This window comes from Paenibacillus hexagrammi (assembly GCF_021513275.1).
Lineage (GTDB): Bacteria > Bacillota > Bacilli > Paenibacillales > NBRC-103111 > Paenibacillus_E > Paenibacillus_E hexagrammi.
In genome coordinates, this window is the sequence record NZ_CP090978.1 from 724,798 (window position 1) to 745,281 (window position 20,484).

The 20,484-nt window shown below is 37.5% G+C and carries 15 protein-coding genes and 3 pseudogenes; 17 read left to right on the top strand and 1 reads right to left on the bottom strand.

The genetic code is table 11. The annotated features are described in order from the left end of the window. Positions 1 to 28 precede the first annotated feature (28 nt). From tatC to L0M14_RS03270, 4 genes and pseudogenes are all read left to right on the top strand, one after another. A pseudogene (gene tatC, locus L0M14_RS03255) lies at positions 29 to 786 on the top strand (twin-arginine translocase subunit TatC). A gap of 319 nt (positions 787 to 1,105) precedes the next feature. Further along, a complete protein-coding gene (gene groES / locus L0M14_RS03260; protein ID WP_235120781.1) occupies positions 1,106 to 1,387 on the top strand; it encodes a co-chaperone GroES in 282 nt (93 codons plus the stop codon). A gap of 134 nt (positions 1,388 to 1,521) precedes the next feature. After that, entirely contained in the window at positions 1,522 to 3,150 is a 1,629-nt protein-coding gene (gene groL, locus L0M14_RS03265; protein WP_235120783.1) for a chaperonin GroEL, read from the top strand. 621 nt (positions 3,151 to 3,771) lie between these two features. Further along, the gene (locus L0M14_RS03270) at positions 3,772 to 4,005 is read left to right on the top strand and encodes a hypothetical protein (protein ID WP_235120785.1); all 234 of its coding nucleotides are present in this window, start codon (positions 3,772 to 3,774) and stop codon (positions 4,003 to 4,005) included. 154 nt (positions 4,006 to 4,159) lie between these two features. Here the strand turns inward: L0M14_RS03270 and L0M14_RS03275 are convergent, their stop codons facing one another. Next, positions 4,160 to 6,580, bottom strand: a complete 2,421-nt coding sequence (locus tag L0M14_RS03275) for an O-antigen ligase family protein (protein ID WP_235120787.1) — start codon at positions 6,578 to 6,580, stop codon at positions 4,160 to 4,162. A gap of 153 nt (positions 6,581 to 6,733) precedes the next feature. On the opposite strand from L0M14_RS03275, the pseudogene rfbA reads away from it, so the two are divergent. From rfbA to L0M14_RS03340, 13 genes and pseudogenes are all read left to right on the top strand, one after another. After that, positions 6,734 to 7,614: pseudogene (gene rfbA / locus L0M14_RS03280) on the top strand (glucose-1-phosphate thymidylyltransferase RfbA). A gap of 69 nt (positions 7,615 to 7,683) precedes the next feature. Next, a complete protein-coding gene (locus L0M14_RS03285; protein ID WP_235120789.1) occupies positions 7,684 to 8,472 on the top strand; it encodes an ABC transporter permease in 789 nt (262 codons plus the stop codon). A 12-nt stretch (positions 8,473 to 8,484) separates the two neighbouring features. Next, on the top strand, positions 8,485 to 8,868 hold the full coding sequence (locus L0M14_RS03290; RefSeq protein ID WP_235120791.1) for an ABC transporter ATP-binding protein: 384 nt from the start codon (positions 8,485 to 8,487) through the stop codon (positions 8,866 to 8,868). Beyond that, positions 8,853 to 9,800: an ABC transporter ATP-binding protein gene (locus L0M14_RS03295; protein WP_235120793.1), complete on the top strand. Its 948-nt coding sequence runs from the start codon at positions 8,853 to 8,855 to the stop codon at positions 9,798 to 9,800. Before L0M14_RS03290 ends, L0M14_RS03295 begins: the two co-directional genes overlap by 16 nt. Positions 9,801 to 9,813: 13 nt before the next feature. Beyond that, positions 9,814 to 10,926 (top strand): class I SAM-dependent methyltransferase, encoded by a 1,113-nt coding sequence (locus tag L0M14_RS03300; protein ID WP_235120795.1) that lies wholly within the window; start codon positions 9,814 to 9,816, stop codon positions 10,924 to 10,926. A 1-nt stretch (position 10,927) separates the two neighbouring features. After that, positions 10,928 to 12,724 (top strand): glycosyltransferase family 4 protein, encoded by a 1,797-nt coding sequence (locus L0M14_RS03305; protein ID WP_235120797.1) that lies wholly within the window; start codon positions 10,928 to 10,930, stop codon positions 12,722 to 12,724. Next, on the top strand, positions 12,721 to 14,916 hold the full coding sequence (locus L0M14_RS03310; protein ID WP_235120798.1) for a glycosyltransferase: 2,196 nt from the start codon (positions 12,721 to 12,723) through the stop codon (positions 14,914 to 14,916). The genes L0M14_RS03305 and L0M14_RS03310 overlap by 4 nt, the downstream gene beginning before the upstream one ends. 50 nt (positions 14,917 to 14,966) lie before the next feature. Continuing rightward, positions 14,967 to 15,872: an NAD-dependent epimerase/dehydratase family protein gene (locus L0M14_RS03315; RefSeq protein WP_235120800.1), complete on the top strand. Its 906-nt coding sequence runs from the start codon at positions 14,967 to 14,969 to the stop codon at positions 15,870 to 15,872. 265 nt (positions 15,873 to 16,137) lie between these two features. Continuing rightward, the gene (gene rfbC / locus L0M14_RS03320) at positions 16,138 to 16,683 is read left to right on the top strand and encodes a dTDP-4-dehydrorhamnose 3,5-epimerase (protein ID WP_235120809.1); all 546 of its coding nucleotides are present in this window, start codon (positions 16,138 to 16,140) and stop codon (positions 16,681 to 16,683) included. A 13-nt stretch (positions 16,684 to 16,696) separates the two neighbouring features. Continuing rightward, positions 16,697 to 17,713 (top strand): dTDP-glucose 4,6-dehydratase, encoded by a 1,017-nt coding sequence (gene rfbB, locus L0M14_RS03325; RefSeq protein WP_235120810.1) that lies wholly within the window; start codon positions 16,697 to 16,699, stop codon positions 17,711 to 17,713. 3 nt (positions 17,714 to 17,716) lie between these two features. Continuing rightward, on the top strand, positions 17,717 to 18,571 hold the full coding sequence (gene rfbD, locus L0M14_RS03330; RefSeq protein WP_235120819.1) for a dTDP-4-dehydrorhamnose reductase: 855 nt from the start codon (positions 17,717 to 17,719) through the stop codon (positions 18,569 to 18,571). Then, positions 18,568 to 19,515 carry a glycosyltransferase family 2 protein gene (locus L0M14_RS03335; RefSeq protein WP_235120821.1) on the top strand — a complete coding sequence of 316 codons (948 nt, stop codon included), beginning with the start codon at positions 18,568 to 18,570 and terminating at the stop codon, positions 19,513 to 19,515. Before rfbD ends, L0M14_RS03335 begins: the two co-directional genes overlap by 4 nt. Positions 19,516 to 19,613: 98 nt before the next feature. Continuing rightward, positions 19,614 to 20,479: pseudogene (locus tag L0M14_RS03340) on the top strand (glycosyltransferase family 2 protein). The last annotated feature ends 5 nt before the right edge of the window (positions 20,480 to 20,484 follow it).

Here is a 20,484-nt window from a genome sequence, read left to right on the forward strand (position 1 = left end):
GCACTTCACAAGATTAGGTTGGTGAAACATGTCAACAAACGAAGAAATGTCGCTGGTTGAGCATTTAACCGAGCTTCGCAAGCGCATTATGTGGATATTGATTGTGCTGGTGATCGGAATGGTTGCGGGGCTGATATGCGCCAAGCCGATTATCCTATTTCTTAAAGAGATTCCCCCTGCAAATGGGATCGCGTGGAACATTTTTTCCCTTGGGATGCACTTCGCCTGTATATGAACTTCGGCCTTGCCGTAGGGATTTTATTTACCCTTCCGGTAGCGCTGTACCATATTTGGGCTTTTGTAAAGCCGGGTCTCAGAGACGTCGAGCAGAGAGCTTCGATCATTTATATTCCGGCAGCTTTCCTTCTATTTTTGGTGGGGATTTCGTTCGGTTATTTCGTCGTGTTTCCGATGGCCTTTTACTTTACCTCATCCATCAGCAAAAGCCTGGAAATCAACGAACTGTACGGAGTGGCGCAGTACTTCGCTTTTATGTTCAACATCATTTTGCCGCTGGCGCTGCTGTTTGAACTGCCGATTGTCGTGATGTTTTTGACCAAAATCCGATTACTGAATCCAACAAGATTGCATAAGTTCAGGCGCTATGCCTATATGCTGCTTGTCATTCTGTCTACGGTCATTACGCCTCCGGATGCGATATCAGCCATATTAGTGTCCGTGCCGCTTATCCTTTTGTACGAAATCAGTGTGTTACTATCTCGGGTCATTTATCGGAAACAGCTGCTTAAGGATGCCGAATGGGAAAAGGAATATGGGGCTAAATAGCGGTTGAACTAGTAGGAATATACATAGGCGGTCTGCGTTGTTGCAGGTCGCTTTTTTCTATGGTAATCGATGCTTCCATGCCGAGGGGGTGGGGAAAGCCTTGGATGCCGCTCGTACTTTCATTTCCTTTTTCAAAGAATAATTGGAAAGGTTTTGGATAGAATGAGGGGGGTGCCCAAACATTTGAAAAATGTGTAAAAGGACTTGCAAAATGCTTCTGGAATGATTATCATAAGAATTGTTGTTAGCACTAAAGACATTCGAGTGCTAATAAAAGAAAATTTACCAATACCCATTTTCTAAAGGAGGCTATTTTTCCATGATCAGACCGTTAGGTGATCGCGTAGTCATTGAAGCCATTGCGAAAGAGGAGACAACTGCCAGCGGCATCGTGCTGCCAGATTCAGCTAAAGAAAAGCCGCAAGAAGGAAAAGTTTTAGCTGTTGGCGCAGGTGCATTGAAAGATGGCGTGCGTGTTCCGCTTGAAGTACAAGAAGGCGACCGCATTATTTTCTCCAAATACGCTGGAACTGAAGTGAAATACGAAGGCCGCGAACTGTTGATCTTGCGCGAAAGCGACATCCTCGCTGTTTTAGCCTAATTTAGCAGTCATAGAGCCGCGTAACCACATTTTTACCCATTTACATACAGAGTATGTATGTTGTGACAAGTACCACACCGCTTCGGGTGTGAAAGATAAGAATACATGTGAACTATAAGGAGGCAATTTAAGTCATGGCAAAAGATATTAAGTTCAGTGAAGACGCACGCCGCGCGATGCTTCGCGGGGTTGACGCTTTGGCAAATGCTGTTAAAGTAACTCTGGGTCCAAAAGGCCGCAACGTCGTGCTTGAGAAAAAATTCGGCAGCCCGCTGATCACAAACGACGGTGTTACGATCGCAAAAGAAATCGAGCTGGAAGATGCATTCGAGAACATGGGTGCTCAACTGGTTAAAGAAGTAGCAACAAAAACAAACGATGTAGCCGGTGACGGTACGACAACTGCAACAGTTCTGGCTCAAGCGATGATTCGCGAAGGTCTGAAAAACGTAACTGCAGGCGCGAACCCAATGGTTATCCGCAAAGGTATCGAAAAAGCGGTTAAAGCTGCTGTAGAAGAGCTTCAAGTCATTGCTAAGCCTATCGAAGGCAAACAATCCATTGCTCAAGTTGCATCCATCTCCGCTGCTGACGAAGAAGTGGGCCAATTGATCGCTGAGGCTATGGAAAAAGTAGGTAAAGACGGCGTTATCACCGTTGAAGAATCCAAAGGATTCGTTACCGAACTTGAAGTTGTAGAAGGTATGCAATTCGATCGTGGTTACACTTCCCCTTACATGGTTACTGATACAGATAAAATGGAAGCTGTCCTCGACAATCCGTTTATCTTGATCACTGACAAAAAAATCTCCAACATTCAGGAAATCCTGCCTGTTCTGGAGAAAGTGGTTCAATCCGGTAAACAACTTCTGATCATTGCAGAAGACGTTGAAGGCGAAGCACAAGCTACACTCGTTGTTAACAAACTTCGCGGCACATTCACTTGCGTATCCGTTAAAGCTCCTGGCTTCGGCGACCGCCGCAAAGCTATGCTGGGCGACATCGCTGCTCTGACTGGCGGCCAAGTGATCACAGAAGAGCTTGGATTGGATCTGAAATCTGCTACTGTTGATCAGCTGGGAAGCGCGCGTCAAGTTCGCGTAACCAAAGAAAACACCATCATCGTTGACGGCGCTGGCGATAGCAAAGACATCGGTGCTCGTGTAACTCAAATCCGCGCACAATTGGAAGAAACAACTTCCGATTTCGATAAAGAAAAACTTCAAGAGCGTCTGGCTAAACTTTCCGGCGGCGTAGCCGTTATCAAAGTTGGCGCAGCGACTGAAACCGAATTGAAAGAGCGCAAACTTCGCATTGAAGACGCTCTGAACGCTACTCGCGCAGCTGTTGAAGAGGGTATCGTTTCTGGCGGTGGTACAGCGCTTGTAAACGTGTATAAAGCAGTTGCGGCTGTAACAGCTTCCGGCGACGAGCAAACAGGCGTAAACATCATCCTGCGCTCTCTGGAAGAGCCTATCCGCACGATTGCTGCTAACGCAGGTCAAGAAGGCTCCGTTATCGTTGAGCGCCTGAAGAACGAGCCAGTCGGCGTAGGCTACAACGCAGCTTCCGGCGAGTGGGTTAACATGTTCGAAGCAGGTATCGTAGACCCTGCGAAAGTAACACGCTCCGCGCTGCAAAACGCAGCTTCCGTAGCGGCTATGTTCTTGACAACTGAGGCTGTCATCGCTGACAAGCCAGAAAAAGACAAACCAGCTATGCCAGACATGGGCGGCATGGGTGGAATGGGCGGCATGATGTAAGAATTCGCGTGAGCGAATTCGGCATCAGCCGAAAGAAGCCTCCGGCTTCCGGATCCTTATGGATCGGGGCCGGGGGCTTTTTGCGTGCTTGGAAGGTCGTATGGTAGCGGTATGAGGGTGCTAAGCAGAAGTAGAAGTACTCCCTACTTGTCAAAGATAAATAGCTAGTCCGCGTACAGAATCGGTCTTGTGAACAGAGTCCTGCTAAGCGGAGTGTAAGACGGTTGATTGGCTTTTAAGGCTTGCATTAAGATTAAACCATGATAGGATCTACGATCACGAGGATGATTATGGCCACGAGCACGACCACATTTACGAGCACGAATACACTCACCAGCAGTCACGAGATATGCCACGTGCACGCTCACAATCACAATCACAATCACAATCACAGTCACAGTCACGAGTACGGGCATGAAAGCATCCATGAACATGAGCACTGCCAAGGCCAATCTCGGCTGTGAGACAAGCGACAGATTCTAATACAAAGGCTCGAAGTCGTGACTCATGGTACCTGCTTGTATGCCCAAAGATTTTTTCGCCCAGTAGGCAAACGCACACGCTCCAACCCATGGTCATTCGTATAGTAAAGTATAACCAATGAAGGAGCTGATCTTGAGAATGGCTTATCAAGGAGTAATCGGAAACCAAGGCAAAGTTGAATGTCCGCCAACTGATCCTATAATGACAAGTCCGCAACGCGTAGTAAGAGATCACTATCACCCGCAAGTGGTGCAAGTCGTTCACCCGATCGAAATCGTGAACAGACACTTCTGCGTACCGGTGTATCAGCATGTGTACACTTGTTCGGAACGAGATGAGTTCTGCGGTATGGATCCGCGGTTTAGACGGTAGTCGGGAAGTGCAAAAAGAAGCCGCCTAGAGAGATCTCTAGGGGCTTCTTGTCGGTTGTGATTATTTTAACGAAAAATCAGTTTGTTTAATGGTTTCAATATTTTGTTTCTCATTAGGATCTTTTGCTATGAGCTTGTCATACAAAGCCTGGTCGTTAGACCCCTTGCTTTTGCAGTGCAGCCAAGTACCAACGAACAAGTACTCTCATCGTTTGATCATCTAATTGATCAGTGATGAGCGGTTTCATCGTGTCAGCAGCTGTTACGTAATCTCCACGCATAAAGTACACTTGTCCTACGTTTACTGCTAAGGCAGGAGTTACAGCGAATTCACGGCCTTGCAATTGTCCTTTAGGAAGATTTTTGAGGGACTCTACACGCTGAAGTACTTCATTATAAGTATTCAAGACATCGTTCATCAGCTTGTTCGTTTCATTCAAGTCCTTCTTTTCTCTGAATTGATTGGACATCTCAATGTCTAGAGCAGCGGTCTTCTCGTACAGATCAATATACCAAGGGTAATTAGATATTTGGGAACGAGCTAGATCTAGAGCTTCTTGCTGCTTGCCTTTTTGCTGGTACATATATATTTGCTCAAGAACAACCATACGGTTGTGAGGTTCTTTGGCTGCTAGTTGATCCAGTAAACTCTGAGCTTGGTTAAAGAATTCATCACTCTTTTTCGCATCCTGCGTTTTCAACTGATTGGATACTTGGAGCAAAATACCTATCCTGCTGAGCTGCCCGGTTAACAGATAATCCGGATGCGCTGGGTGCAAACTTATTGCCTTGTCCAACGGAGCTACGATTGTGTTGTAGTCCTTGCTGGTTTTGGCTACTTCTAAAGCTTGATTGTAGGAGCTGTTGGCTGAAACATTTTGAGCTGTTAAGTAGAATACAACTACAGCGATAACAATTAAAACGGAAGGGTATACCTTTTGGACAGCACCAATCTTGATACTGAGAGGTTTGGAAGAGTCCTTGACGACCATTAGTCCTAGTGTCAAAAATAGCACCGCCCCCATATAAACATAACTAAGATCAAAATCAATCATACTGTGGACGAGCAGCGAAACTGTAATGATAAAAAACAGAAAGTGTTGATCGCGAGCTTCTGTATTGCTTCTCACATAACTGCGAATATAGAAATAAAACACTGCAACAACAAACAGAACGAATACTAAAAAACCAAGAGCACCAGCTTCAACTAAATATTGAAGTGCAAAGTTATGCGCCTGACGGCTTGTGTACGGATTGTTTTGATACTTCTCGTAGAGGGCGGCCCAGGCTCCACCGCCGGCTCCAATAACCGGATAGTCTTTCCAAAGCTTAATCGCATCCATGTAAAAAGTTCCACGTTCCAATACGGAATGCTGCTGGAAATTAATATTTTCAATACGTGTTTTCACGTTTTCTGGAAGGATATTCTTAACACCTGTATCTCCAAAAAGAAGAATCGCTCCCAATATTCCTAGTACAATTGCTGCAACCGGCAGAGCGAATTGCAACCATCTACGCTCTTTGAAACGTTCTGCAAAGCGTTCGAGTGCTGGAGCCAGGAACAATTGAATAGCGATAGAGATCACTGCGAAAACTATGGAAGCCGAGAGCAAAACCCACCAACCGTTCCACGATAAAGCGGCACTGGGTTTCGTTTGCAGCTGAGTTCCGATATCCGTAATTTTTTCTAAAATAAGAAGAGAAGCGGCAAACGCAAGAGCTAGTTGAATAAGTGAAAGAATTTGTCTACTAAACGACAGGAAAAACAGAATGATAAGAAAAACAACTGGAAGAATGACCAGCGCACCGCGGGATAATGTTAGCCAGAAAGATACAATCATCGGTACCATAAGTAATGCATGTGGCAAAATGGAGAGCCATTTGCGAGATTTTACAATGAAGAATAACCCACTAAGAATGAACGCCATGAGGAAAGCTGCGTATGTATTAGCGTATTGGAAGACGGAAGTTAATCGTAAGCCGTTGGCGTCGGTCATAATGGCGTCTCTATAGACTAACGGGTTGGCAGCATCCATTATAGCGAACCATCCAACTAGGTGACCTGCAAAGTTTCCATTACCTAACCAATATAAGAGACCGAACATGACTACCAAATATCCGGAGACCATCAGCAATCCGGCAGCAATCGACGTTCCACGCTTGTTTTTTGTCAGAAATATACCTAAAATGAAGAAGGTTGCATACAGCAACTGGATATATACTTTGTTTATTGCCAAATAATGAGATGCTGCATTCGACAAAGAGACGATGTATGTCAAAGGCAATAGGAGAACAAGGATTGTAAGTAAATCCGATTGTTCCTGGAGCTTGAAACGAAAAATTGCGTAGATGCCAACAAGTACAAGGATGGTGCTAGACCAGATAGAAGCTGAATAAATGGAACGTTCGAAATCGTACGAACCTCCGTTGAACAGGGCTCTCTGGAAAGGTGCCCAGAAGAGGAATAGACCAGTAAAGGAAGCTAAGATCCAGAAAATGATTGAGCTTGAATCCGTTGAAATCGTTCCGGTCGCTTTTGCTCGCGATGCCGCGTATGTGTTCTTACTTGCACTCATGACAGGTTTGTCTCCTTCTTTCGCTAAAGTTCGAGATTAATTTTAGCATACTGGTAGGGAGTTTCCAAATGGATATTATTTATATAATAATTCAAAGCAAAACATCAAAGATTTTCAGTAATTATTAATTTACTTATGATAAGGAGTCTCATTATGAAAGGTATTGTACTAGCAGGGGGATCTGGTACTAGGTTATATCCAATTACAAAAGCAACATCAAAACAAATGGTACCAATCTATGATAAACCAATGATATATTATCCTTTATCAGTTCTAATGTTAGCTGGAATAAGAGACATACTTATTATTTCAACAGAACGAGATATTGGAGGTTTTAAAGAGCTTCTAGGAAATGGCTCAGATCTTGGGATGAGATTTGAGTACCAAGTTCAACATGCACCCAACGGTTTAGCAGAAGCGTTTGTTATAGGTGAAGAGTTTATTGGAAATGATCCAATAGCAATGGTATTAGGAGATAACATTTTCTGGGGGCATGGTTTTACAGCTCAATTGAAAGAATCCAGCTCATTGAAAAAGGGTGCTTGTATTTTTGGTTATTATGTTCAAGATCCAAAAGCTTACGGAGTAGTTGAATTTGATAAATTAGGTAACGTCATCTCAATTGAAGAAAAGCCTGCTCTTCCAAAATCTAACTATGCAATTCCAGGTTTATACTTTTATGATAATACAGTGATTGAAAAAGCTAAGAGTCTTGAAAAATCTTCACGGGGGGAACTGGAAATAACGGACTTGAATAGGCTTTATTTGGAAGAAGGGGTTTGAAAGTTACAATTTTAGGTCGAGGGATGGCATGGTTGGATACTGGTACACATGACTCTATGCTTGATGCTTCTAATTTTGTAGCAGCAGTTCAAAAGCGCCAAGGAACCTACATAGCTTGTATCGAGGAAATTGCCTTCAGAAATGGATGGATTGGAATAGAAAAAATGCAAGAGCTAGCAAAACCTCTCTTGAAAACCCAATATGGTAATTATTTAATGCAACAGCTCCAACAAGATAATCTGCTAAATTAAAAAGCTAACTTACATGATGACCCTGAATAAATTTAATAAAACTACTGTATTGAAATTCCTGGAGGAATAATGAACTTATTTAAAGAGTTGTATCAAAATAGAGTTACAATAATTAACTTAGCATTGAATGATTTTAAAAATAAATATGCAGGTTCTTTTTTTGGCGCATCCTGGGCGTTCGTTCAGCCTATGATGACGATATTAATTTACTGGTTTGTTTTTCAAGTTGGGTTTAGGACAACCCCGGTAGAAAATGTGCCTTTTATAATATGGTTTATATGTGGAATAATACCATGGTTTTATTTTTCAGAAGCAGTGATGGGCGGAACAACGAGTGTTGTAGAGTACACCTATATAGTTAAGAAAGTTATGTTTAATATAAATATTTTACCTGTTATTAAAATCTTAGTATCAACATTTATTCATATTTTCTTTGTAGTATTGTTATTTTGTATCTGCATTTTCGTTAAATTACCTTTATCTATTCATAGCTTTCAAATAGTGTACTACTCCATTTGTATTTTTGTATTAGCTTTAGGATTTTCGTATTTGACAGCAGCGTTGGTTCCATTTTTAAAGGATATTGGTCAAATGGTTTCTATTGTTCTTCAATTTGGCTTTTGGTTAACACCTATTGTATGGAATCAAACAATCTTATCATCAAACTGGATTTTTATATTTAAATTAAACCCAGCTTATTACATTGTTCAAGGATACAGGGATTCTTTAATTAATGATGTATGGTTTTGGGAAAGGCCATTGAATACTTTATATTTCTGGATATTGACATTTGTTATAATGATTTTAGGAAGATTACTCTTTAAGAAATTAAAACCACATTTCGCCGACGTGTTGTAAGCAGGGGGTTACATGAATAACCAAATCATTGAAGTGAGAAATGTTTCAAAAATTTATAAAATATATAATAAACCAATTGATCGGATAAAAGAAACATTTAGTTTCAGCAGACAGAGTTACCATCGAGAATTTCGTGCACTTGACGATATTAGTTTTTCTATATCGAAAGGTGAGAACGTCGGTATTATCGGTAAAAATGGCTCTGGAAAGTCAACACTACTTAAAATTATTACAGGCATTGTTCAGCCAAGCAAAGGTAATGTACAAGTTTTTGGAAGAGTGTCTGCGATATTGGAGTTAGGGGCAGGTTTTAATCCCGAGTATAACGGTATTGAGAACATTTTCTCGTATGGTATGATTATGGGAATTTCGAAAAAGAAATGCAATCACGACTAAAGGAAATTATCGAATTTGCTGATTTAGGGGATTTTATAAATCAACCAGTGAAAACCTATTCAAGTGGGATGTATGCGAGGTTAGCCTTTTCAGTGGCTATAAATATAGATCCTGATTTGCTTATTGTAGATGAAGCTTTATCAGTCGGAGATATGGGCTTCCAGCATAAATGCATGAATAAAATGAGAGATCTAATTGAAAAAGGTGTCACTGTTATCTTTGTCAGTCATGATACATTTGCTGTGAAGAGTCTTTGTAGTCGTTGTATTTATCTCGAGCATGGAAAAATAAAAGCCGATGGTAATGCTATTACTGTTACTGATAAGTACTTAATGGATATCAGAACCAAGATATATAAAGCAGAGGCTGAAGAAATAATAACGATGAATCAGACCGCATCTCAGAATGTTCAAACTGTTAATTCGAATATAGATAAAGATGATCAAAGTGATGAAAGTGTTGCTAATAGTTTTGATGATAATCGTTACGGTACTGGTGATGTACGTATTCAAAAGGTAATGATGACCAATGAACAAGGAATAGAAGCTGATCATTTTGAGTTCGGAGAAATAATGAATATTGAGATTTACCTTGAGTCGTATAAAGATATAAATGATTTAAACTGCTGTATCCGAATCCGAGATAAAAATGGCATCGACATAACGGGGCTTACTACCTTTGAAGAGAAATTAGTATTTCCGATGATTAAAGAAGGAGATAAGCTTAGGGTGTGCTTCAGTGCACCAAACTTTCTTAAACATGATATGACTTTCAGTATAGGAGTAACAATTAACGATACAAAGAGTATTGCTGACCTTACTATCCTTGATCATGTAGATTTAGCCTATACTTTCAAAAGTACATATAACCCCGAACGTCCAGTTTGGTATATGTACTACCAAAAATTTGATATAAAGTATGAAATTCAATGAGGGGTAGCAAACTATGGGAACATCTAATTGGCAAAATGTTTCGTACTGTATAGACCTCATTAGAAGAATAAGCCCTAAGGTTATTCTAGACGTGGGGGTAGGATTCGGAAGATGGGGAGTTTTGTGTAGGGAATTTTTGGATGTGTGGAATGGGCGTGTAGGTCGGGAATCTTGGGAGACTAGGATTGAAGGAATTGAAGCATTTTCTGCAAATATTGATGAGTATCACCGTTTTTTCTATACAAAAATCTGGGAAATGGACGCTAGTGATTTTTTAAGGACATCACAGGATAAATACAATTTGATCATTTTTGGAGATGTTTTGGAGCACTTCTATAAAGACGAGGGACATAAACTTTTGGCGTTCGCACTAGATTCTTCGGATTATGTCATGATTAATATTCCAATTGGTGATAGTTGGGAACAAGGTGATGTATACGGCAACCAATACGAAGAGCACAAGAGTGAATGGTATGTGAGTGATTTTGATACGTATCCTACTGTGCGTATTAGGCTATTTAAAGATTATATCTGCCGTGATTTTGCAACAATCTTAATGTCGCGAAATAATATCATTTTTAATGAATTTCTTCAACAACTTCAAATTGAAGGCGAAGTGAATCAAATTAAGAATGAGTTGGATTATACTCAGGAATACTTAAATCAACTGTACATCAAAAAACATGAAAGTGTGCAAAATTTAGAGATAGTCATTAATGAGGGGGAAATGAAGATTAGTAATGCAATTAAAGATGAAAAATCATTAATAACAATAAAATTAAGCAATGATAATAATATAAAGTCAAATGGAAATGAAGTGTGGATTTACCATGTTTCTTCTGACATTGTTTCAGCAGTTGATTTAAATAAAATAAAAAAAGACAGTAATTGGATGACCAGAGCTGACCAAAATGCCCCGACAGGAAATTGCCTAATTGCAAGCCAAATTGGTGCGGAAGTTCAATTCGAGATTATTGGAAAGAATCTAAAGTTGAAATGCTTATCTCATCCTTGGAGTGGGAAGATAGAAATTTTCAATGGAGATGCATTTCTTTTGAAAGTAGATTTGTATAGTGCAAATCAAAAGATTATTGATGTAATTATCAATCTAAAGGATGTAGATTAATTTGAACATATGCTTGGTCTCGCGGGAGTTGTATCCCTTCCAAAAAGCAGGGATCGGAGTATACATTCATAATTTAACTAAATTACTTGTAGAGCACAACCATCGAGTAATCATTATAACTTCAAAAGAAAATGCGAATGCTTATAATAAAAAGTCTAAGCAATCAAACATCAGTGTACATGGGGTGGATGTAGAGGAAGGATCCACTTTATTTGAAGATTTTAATTACGCATACTCCTACAGTGCGTATTTGAAATTAAAACAAGTTCATGAAGACAATCCAATTGACTTGGTTGAATTTGCTGATTATTTTGGAGAATCCTTTTTCTCGATTATATATAAAAACGCTAGAAATGAATTCAAAAATATACCCTTTGTAATCAAACTTCATGCGCCAACTTATGAGTGTAATGTTGCTAATCAACTCGATACTGTGGAGAACTCAATAACACGACAAGAAGATTTTGCGATAAAAAATGTTGAATATCTTTATGCGATTAGTAATTTTATGAAGGACACAATATCTAAAAGGTTAGGCAGACTAGATATCGAAGTCGTCTATAACATGATCGAATTACCTTCTGATTGTATAGCACAGAATAATATATCAGATATAATTGAAAATAAGTTTGTTTTGTTTGTTGGCAGATTAGAAGTGCTCAAAGGAATAGATATTTTTGTTAGAGCTGCTGTGAAATTTCTACAACTTAACAAGGCAAATTTTAAATTTGTAATTATCGGTAGAAATGTTGTAAATGTTATAAGCAACAGAATGATAAAAGATGAGTTGCTGGAAATTATACCAAATGAGTTACAAAAGTTTTTTATATGGATAGACCCTTTATCCCTAGAAGAGTTAGTATGGTTTTATAAGCATGCTTATGTAAGTGTTTTCCCATCAAGGTTTGAGGGATTCGGAAATGTGTGTGTAGAAGCAATGACAATGGGGTCACCCGTAATAGTAAGCGACAAAACAGCATTACAGGAAGTAATAGATAACGGATCTTACGGACTTTCCTTTGCTAACGGAGATGCTGATGATTTATATAGTAAATTGACATATATAATAAACGACGAAAACTATCGTAATGAACTAAGTGTACTCTCACAAGAAAGAGCCCAATCCTTCGCATTATTCGCTATTTATTCAAAGCAAATTAATTTTTATAAAAGTATAATTGAACATCATTATAAAAAAGATAAGAAACAAAGAAATATTAATATTCTCGAACAACTATTACTCACCAATATTGAACGTACTTACCATTTCAGTCATGAAATTAAAAGGCTTGCTGGAGAATGGGATAAATTGAAAGAAATGAATGAAACATATGCTGAGAATATTTCTGAATTAAATGGAGAAAACAGTCGTCTTATTTTGGAATGGGATAAGATGAAAGAAATTAATGAAACATATGCTGAGAATATCTCTAAGTTAACTGGAGAAAATAGCCGTCTTATCTTAGAATGGGATAGTAATAAAAATTATATCAAACAGCTTAAAAATGAGATTGAAATTCTTCAAAATGAAATTAATGATTCAAATAACGAAGCTAACCGAATTTTGAACGAGTGGAAATTCATTGTTTCTGAACATAACCATTTAAAAGTAGAACATGAAAACGCACTTAGCCAAAAAAATAGTAAACTTGAAGAGTTGAAAATTCAGTTGCAAAGTGAAAAAGAGCAATTATTTCAAAAAGATGCTGAATTAAAGAGTTTAAAAGAATTGCTCGAAAGTAAGAAATCTCTAGTCAAACTTCTGTTTGCCAATAAGAAGGGAACGAAATTAAAATGAAAATTTGGTATCTGACAAGCGAATTTCCTCCTGACTTTGGTGGTGGAATTTCCATGTATATAGAGCAAGTAGCTTTTATGTTTGCCAAACAAAATCATGAAGTAACAGTAATTGTAAGAGATTCGAATAGTTATACTATGGAGTACCCTAAAAATAATCTAAGAATAATAAGATTTCAACATATGATAGGAGCCCAATATCAATGGTTAGGATATTGGGCTGCTTTGGCATATCAATATGCAGAGGAAACTCTAGATTTAATTGATAAAGAAGGCAAAGCACCTGACATTATTGAAGTTCAGGATTATAATGCTATTGGTTATTATTTATTGCAAAGGAAATATTTAAAGGATAAAAGGTTAGATAATACCAAAATAATAGTGCACCTGCATACACCTACTTTTGAACTGGCGAGAATTAATCAATTACCTAGATATGAATTTCCAACCTATTGGATTGGACAAATGGAGAAGTTTTGTATCAATGCCGCGGATTCAGTTGTTACCCAAAGTCAATTTCTCAAAGGTCAAATCCAAACTTATGCTCCACAGCAAGATATCACTGTAATTCCTCTACCATATGTAGTAGATGAACCTGTTTGGAATCCAAATGAAAATCATACGACAGATATTTTATATTTGGGGAGAAGTGAATATAGGAAAGGAGTTGTTCAGTTAATTACTGAAATGGAGAAGCTCTGGCTTCAAGGTCATAATTATAAGCTGACTTTACTTGGTGGGGACACATATTTTCATCCTAGAGGAGTAAAGCTAGGAGAATGGTTAAAAAAGAAATATGAGCGATGGATAAAGGGTGAAAAGTTGATATTTAAATCAACGGTTCCTCCTCACCAATTAAATAATGAGATAAAAAGTGCAAGAATTGCGATTATTCCATCATTGTACGAGAACTATCCCTATAACTGCATAATTGCGATGAGTGCAGGCATCCCAGTGATAGTGTCCCAAAGTGGCGGTCAATCAGAAATGGTTGAGAATCACGGAGAAAATGGATATATATTCGATTGGGATAAAAAAGATGATTTTCAAATTAAAATTTTAGACTTACTTAAAATGGAAAATAAGGAATTACAGGTTTTAGGTCAAAATGGATACAATCAAATAAATCGATTATGTAACCTTAATAATAATTATAATAATAGGCTTACATTTTATAATCAAGTGATGGAAAAAACCAAAGACAAGATATATCCAGTTAGTCAATCGATTCCCAAGAAATCCCCTAAAACAAAAATTATAGATAGCAAAAAAGGTCTATTATCAATAATTATTCCTTATTATAATTTGGCAGATTATATAGAAGAAACGTTAGAAAGTGCACTTAAGATATCCTATTCGAATTTTGAGATTATTATTGTTAACGATGGATCAAATGATGAAAAGTCAATCGACATATTAAATCAAATAAAAAATAGAAAGAATTCTGTTGTGAGAATTGTAGATATTGAAAATGCTGGTCTTGCTAACGCTAGAAATATTGGAGCTGAACATGCTCTCGGTGAGTTTATTGCTTTCTTGGATGCAGATGATCTTGTAGATCCCGACTTTTACACTAAAGCAGTGGATTTATTAGAAACGTATTCAAACATATCATTTGTTTATAGTTGGGTTGAATTCTTTGGAGCAAGGACGGGAATCTGGCCTACTTTTAATACGGAATTTCCATATCTTCTTGGTATGAACATGTTAACTGCATTTGTTGTTGTCAGAAGAGAAGATTTTTTAAATTTTGGCAGAAATCGTATTATTATGGAGTATGGTTTAGAAGACTTTGAGGGATGGGTAACTATGTGTGAGAATGGTTACTCTGGGATTAGTATACCAGAAGCACTTGTACAATATCGAGTAAGACCGGAATCAATGTCTAGACAGTTTAATCGAGATATGGTGACTTATCTATTAGATCAATTATCGTCACATCATCCCAAATTATATGAAAAATTTGGGCTTGAGATCTATAACCTTTTAGTGGCTAATGGCCCTGGGTACTTATGGAATAATCCAACATTTGATCATCCCTCCGTTGAATATTCAACAGGTCAGGCACACATAGGGCCTGTTCAGAGTGAACACGCAGTTAAATATGAATTAATGAGGATGGCTAATTCTAAGTGGGGAAATCGATTAATAAAAACTTTCTTTAAAATGAAGCTAAATAGAGTTTTCAAGTAAACGACTTTAAGTTTATATAATAAGTTTAAAAGAATAGAGTTGATACTAAAATGAATGTTTTAGTTCTAGGAGGAACCGGTTTTATTGGTTCAAACCTGTGTAAGTCTCTTTTAATACGGGGACATAAAATTAGAATAATTGATAGAACCATAAAAAATATTGGATTCGATATGACTAATATAGAATGCGTAGAAGCTGATTTTATTGATATTATCGATTTCAAGCCATATCTAAAAAATATTGATGTTGTTTATCATCTAATAAGTACTACCGTTCCCGCTACATCAAATATGAATAGATATTTTGATGTTAATTCAAATGTATGTACAACAATCCGATTGCTTGATGATATTGTTAAAAGTAATGCTCAAAAAATAATTTTTTTATCTTCAGGTGGAACGATTTATGGACAAACTGAGATTACCCCAATTCCGGAGGATCACCCAACCAATCCGATTTGCTCATATGGAATTCAGAAATTAACAATTGAGAAATATTTGTTTTTTTATTTTCATGAATATGGATTAGATTACCAAGTAGTCAGATTATCTAATCCTTATGGTAAAGGACAAAATGGAAGAAAAGGTCAAGGTGTTATTCCTATTTTTATTAATAAAGTTTTAAAAAATGAAGAAATACAAATATGGGGTGATGGTTTAACTATTAGAGATTACATCTATATTGATGATGTGATTGAAGCTTTATCAACACTTCTCGAATACTCAGGAGAACATAGAATACTTAATCTTGGATCAGGGAAAGGAAGTACTTTGATAGATATTATAAATATTATCTCGTCAGTAACAGGACAAAAAGCCTTAGTGAGTTTTACCGAGGCGAGAAGTATCGATGTGAGAGCAAATGTTTTGGATATAAAAAAAACTACTAAAGAATTAAAGTGGGAACCCAAGTATAGTTTAAGCAATGGAATAAAATTATATATAGATAAAATTTAATATTTTTAATGTTGAACAAAATCGTTAATAAAAAATTTTTCTAGATAATATTTTCGCCTTTTCGTTTATTGGGGCTATTTCTAATCAGCTTAAGATCTAACAAAACGTCCATGGCTTCTTACCGCAACCCTTGCATGAAAGACTGGACTTTCACAGAAAAAACAGTTTAAGAGATAATCAAACTTAGAACACTTCTATTACATTCCTTCTAAGCCGGTATGTTATTAAAGGCAAAGCCCAATACTAAGAAGAGGAATTGATATATATGGAGATAATAAAAACCAAATTTGAAGGAGTTTCGATTATTATTCCTAGATGTCACGAGGATGATCGTGGTTTTTTTATGGAAACTTACAACGAAGATATATTAAGGCAGAATAATATTTTTTATAATTTTGTGCAGGATAACCATTCACTATCTTTATCCAAGGGAATATTAAGAGGGCTACACTATCAAATCGCTCCGAAAGCACAAGCGAAATTGATAAGGGTTATCGCAGGAGCAATTTTTGATGTAGTTGTGGATATAAGACAAAATTCACCTACATTTGGTGATTGGATGGCTACTATTTTGAGTAAAGAGAATAAGCAACAATTACTAGTACCTAAAGGATTTGCACATGGTTTTTGTACTTTAGAGCCTAATACGGAAGTTCAATATAAAGTAGATGAGTTCTATTCCTCTGCTCATGATAGAGGGATCAGATGGAATGACCCTAATATAGGAATTGATTGGCCTGTAGTTAACCCAATCCTGTCAGAGAGGGATAAATATCACCCATTGCTAGTTGATGCTATTGATATAAAATAAGGGGTTGAATAGCTTGAGAATTTTTGTAACAGGTGGAGCTGGATTTATTGGTAGCAATTATTTATTGTACATGGTAAATAAATATCCAACTTATGAATTTATTAATTATGATGTTTTAACTTATGCAGGGAATTTAGAAAATTTATCTCAAATAGAGGGTATTTCTAACTATCAATTTATCAAAGGAGATATCACAAACAAAGATTTAGTTGATAAACTACTATCAACTGGATTCGATGCAATTGTTCATTTCGCAGCAGAATCACATGTAGATCGAAGTATTTTAGAGCCGGATATTTTTGTTAAAACCAATGTTTTAGGGACACAAAATTTGCTTGAAAGTGCTAAGAAATTTGGTGTAAAGAAATTTGTTCATGTTTCTACCGATGAAGTGTATGGTTCATTAGGGGAAACTGGTCTTTTTACTGAAGAAACTCCTTTGGCTCCCAATAGTCCATATTCGGCTAGTAAAGCAGGGTCTGATCTATTAGTACGTGCCTATCATGAAACATTTGGTTTACCTGTTAATATTACTCGCTGCTCAAATAATTACGGACCCTACCAATTCCCAGAAAAGTTGATTCCATTAATTATTGCTAATGCTTTGGCTGATAAAACGCTTCCTGTTTATGGAGATGGATTGAATATTCGTGACTGGCTCTACGTTGAAGATCATTGCAGTGCAATTGATTTAGTATTGCATGAAGGTGTAAACGGAGAGGTTTATAACATTGGCGGTAATAATGAACGTACTAATATTCATATCGTACAGACTATTCTGCAAGAACTTGGTAAGCCCGAGTCTCTGATTCGATTTGTAAAAGATCGACCAGGGCACGATAGACGCTATGGTATTGATGCAACTAAAATTACTACGCAGCTCGGCTGGAAGCCTGTTCATAATTTTGAAACTGGCATTCAAAAGACGATTCGCTGGTACTTAGATAATCAGGGATGGTGGAAACGAATTCAGTCAGGAGAGTATCAGCAATACTTTGACCAACAATATGGATCACGTCTAGGTGTTTAAACAATGAGGGTATTGGTTACAGGAGCAGAGGGGCAGTTAGGTCTTGATATAGCTAAATTATTTAAATCTCGTCACGAAGTGCAGGGATTAAGCAGAAAAATGCTTGATGTTACAGATGATGCACAATGCTTTGCTGTAATTGGAGACTGGAAGCCGGACGTTATCATTCATTGCGCTGCTTATACTTCAGTTGATCTAGCTGAAACAAATGAAGATATTGCATACAAAGTCAATGCAATGGGTTCACGTAATATTGCTGTTGCAGCTGAGAAAGTTGGAGCTAAGATATGCTATATTAGTACTGATTACGTGTTTGATGGGACTTCTAACACACCATACAGGGAGCATGATATGCTTAACCCTCAGAATATCTATGGTAAATCTAAAAGAGCTGGAGAAGAACTTGTACAATCTCTCTCATCACGATATTTTATTGTAAGAACCTCGTGGCTTTATGGTTTACACGGCGCCAACTTTGTAAAAACAATAATTAAATTAGCTCGGGAAAGAGATGGACTCAAAATAGTTAATGATCAAACCGGTTCTCCGACCTATACAGTTGATCTAACACTATTTTTAGAACAGTTGATAAAGACAGAGAAATACGGCATTTATCATGCTTCAAATTCTGGTTCATGCTCTTGGTTTGAATTAGCCAGTGCAGTATTTGAGGAGCTAGGCAATTCAATAATCTTGGAGCCCTGTTTAACTAAAGATTTTCCACGTCCTGCTTATAGACCAAGTTATTCAGTTTTGGAACATATGGCAATTCGCACTAATGGATTCGATGATTTACGACCTTGGAGAGAAGGATTGCAATCTTTTTTTAAAGGAGTTGGCAGAGTACTAACCCGATGAGTACTGTAACGGTTCATATTGTTACATATAATAGTGCTGAGCATATAGATGAGTGCTTACAAGCTGTTGTGTCCCAAACCTATCCAATTAAGCAGATCATCGTAATTGATAATAATTCTGTAGACTATACAAAAGAAATTTTGAGAAAATGGATAAAAAAATGTGAAATTGTCTATAATTCTCGAAACAACGGCTTCGCAGGTGGACATAATCAAGCTATTCGGATGTCTGATTCGGATTATTGTCTAGTGTTGAATCCGGATTTAATCATAAAAGAGGATTTTATAGAACGATTAGTCGCAAGTTTTGGTTTCGATACTCAAATAGGAAGTGCTTGTGGAAAGTTATTACTTAAAGGTAATAAAAAGCAGATAGACAGCACAGGATTGGTCATAAACAAAGCAAGAAGGGCATTTGACCGAGGAGTGCATGAACCCGAGGATGTATATTCAATTGCTGAAGAAGTATTTGGTGTGTCAGGAGCCGCGGCAATGTACAGTCGGGAAATGATTGATCAAATAAGTATAAAAGGTCAGTTTTTTGATGAAGATTTTTTTGCCTATAAAGAGGATGTAGACATAGCATGGAGGGCCCGCTTAATGGGGTGGAAGGCATACTTTAATCCCAAGGCAATCGGGTATCATGAAAGAGGTTGGAAGCAAGGGGAGAGAAAGACAAGATCTATGTATGTTAGAAGATTGTCATATATTAATCGATATAAAATGATTTATAAAAATGATAATCTACTGATTTTAATAAAACATATAGCTCCTTTTTTATTCTACGAGATATTAAGCCTTATGTATTCTATATTTCTTGAACCTGGTTTACTAAAAGCTTGGTTCGATTTTTATCGAAAAATTCCAGAATTAAAACTTAAAAGAAAAATGATACGAAGTAAACAACGAATAAGCGATAGCGAACTTTATTCTTGGTTTATTTAGAAGAAGCGAATCTGTGATAAAGGATTTGCTTTTTTTTATGTGATTTTCCCCTTTTCTACGTGCTATAATAAATAAATCAAATGTAAATGAGGGTATCCATGGATTTAAGCATTATTATTGTCAATTATAATACTAGGGAACTCACTATAAATTGTATTGAATCGGTGCTTTCGTCGAATTTATCATACGATTATGAAATAATTCTTGTAGACAATGCTTCAACGGATCAAACTTTGGAAGCTGTTTCTAACCGTTTTAGCAGTGTAAATTGTATAGCTAATTCAGAAAATCTAGGCTTCTCCAAAGCCAACAATCAAGGTATTAAGTTCTCCAAAGGCCGTTACATTCTATTACTTAATTCTGACACAGTTGTTCAACCAGACACGCTCGAGACAATGCTTCGCTTCATGGACGAACACCCTAACGTAGGCGCCAGCGGCTGTAAAATCGTCCTCCCTGACGGGTCTCTGGACAAAGCCTGCAAACGAGGCTTCCCAACGCCTTCAGCATCCTTTTACTATGCTTTTGGTTTCTCTAAGCTGTTCCCGAACATTCCATATTTCAATCAATATCAGCTAGGTTATTTAGACCCGGATCAAGAGTATCCGATCGATTCTCTGGTCGGGGCATTCATGCTTGTGCGACGTGAAGCAATTGATCAAGTAGGAATGCTTGATGAGGAATTTTTATGTATGGTGAAGATATAGACTGGTGTTATAGAATTAAAGAAGCGGGTTGGGAAAATTATTATTATCCGCGTACGAAGATCATACATTATAAAGGGGCAAGCAGCAGGAAAAAGCCCTTCAAGATTATTTATGAATTTCATCGGGCAATGATCTTGTTTCACCGAAAGCATTTTAGCAGTAAGTATGCTTGGCCTGTGAATTGGATGGTGTATACTGGCGTTGGATTGAAGTTTATACTTTCACTTATGGCAAACAAACTACGTGTTTCGAGGTGATTTAT

Excerpts from the sequence above, each read along its gene's own strand:
- L0M14_RS03285 (WP_235120789.1), top strand. The coding sequence starts at position 7,684 with ATGAACTTATTTAAAGAGTTGTATCAAAATAGAGTTACAATAATTAAC.
- L0M14_RS03295 (WP_235120793.1), top strand. The coding sequence starts at position 8,853 with ATGCAATCACGACTAAAGGAAATTATCGAATTTGCTGATTTAGGGGAT.
- L0M14_RS03335 (WP_235120821.1), top strand. The coding sequence starts at position 18,568 with ATGAGTACTGTAACGGTTCATATTGTTACATATAATAGTGCTGAGCAT.
- L0M14_RS03300 (WP_235120795.1), top strand. The coding sequence starts at position 9,814 with ATGGGAACATCTAATTGGCAAAATGTTTCGTACTGTATAGACCTCATT.
- L0M14_RS03275 (WP_235120787.1), bottom strand. The coding sequence starts at position 6,580 with ATGAGTGCAAGTAAGAACACATACGCGGCATCGCGAGCAAAAGCGACC.
- L0M14_RS03315 (WP_235120800.1), top strand. The coding sequence starts at position 14,967 with ATGAATGTTTTAGTTCTAGGAGGAACCGGTTTTATTGGTTCAAACCTG.
- L0M14_RS03290 (WP_235120791.1), top strand. The coding sequence starts at position 8,485 with ATGAATAACCAAATCATTGAAGTGAGAAATGTTTCAAAAATTTATAAA.
- rfbC (WP_235120809.1), top strand. The coding sequence starts at position 16,138 with ATGGAGATAATAAAAACCAAATTTGAAGGAGTTTCGATTATTATTCCT.
- groL (WP_235120783.1), top strand. The coding sequence starts at position 1,522 with ATGGCAAAAGATATTAAGTTCAGTGAAGACGCACGCCGCGCGATGCTT.
- L0M14_RS03270 (WP_235120785.1), top strand. The coding sequence starts at position 3,772 with ATGGCTTATCAAGGAGTAATCGGAAACCAAGGCAAAGTTGAATGTCCG.
- L0M14_RS03310 (WP_235120798.1), top strand. The coding sequence starts at position 12,721 with ATGAAAATTTGGTATCTGACAAGCGAATTTCCTCCTGACTTTGGTGGT.
- groES (WP_235120781.1), top strand. The coding sequence starts at position 1,106 with ATGATCAGACCGTTAGGTGATCGCGTAGTCATTGAAGCCATTGCGAAA.
- rfbD (WP_235120819.1), top strand. The coding sequence starts at position 17,717 with ATGAGGGTATTGGTTACAGGAGCAGAGGGGCAGTTAGGTCTTGATATA.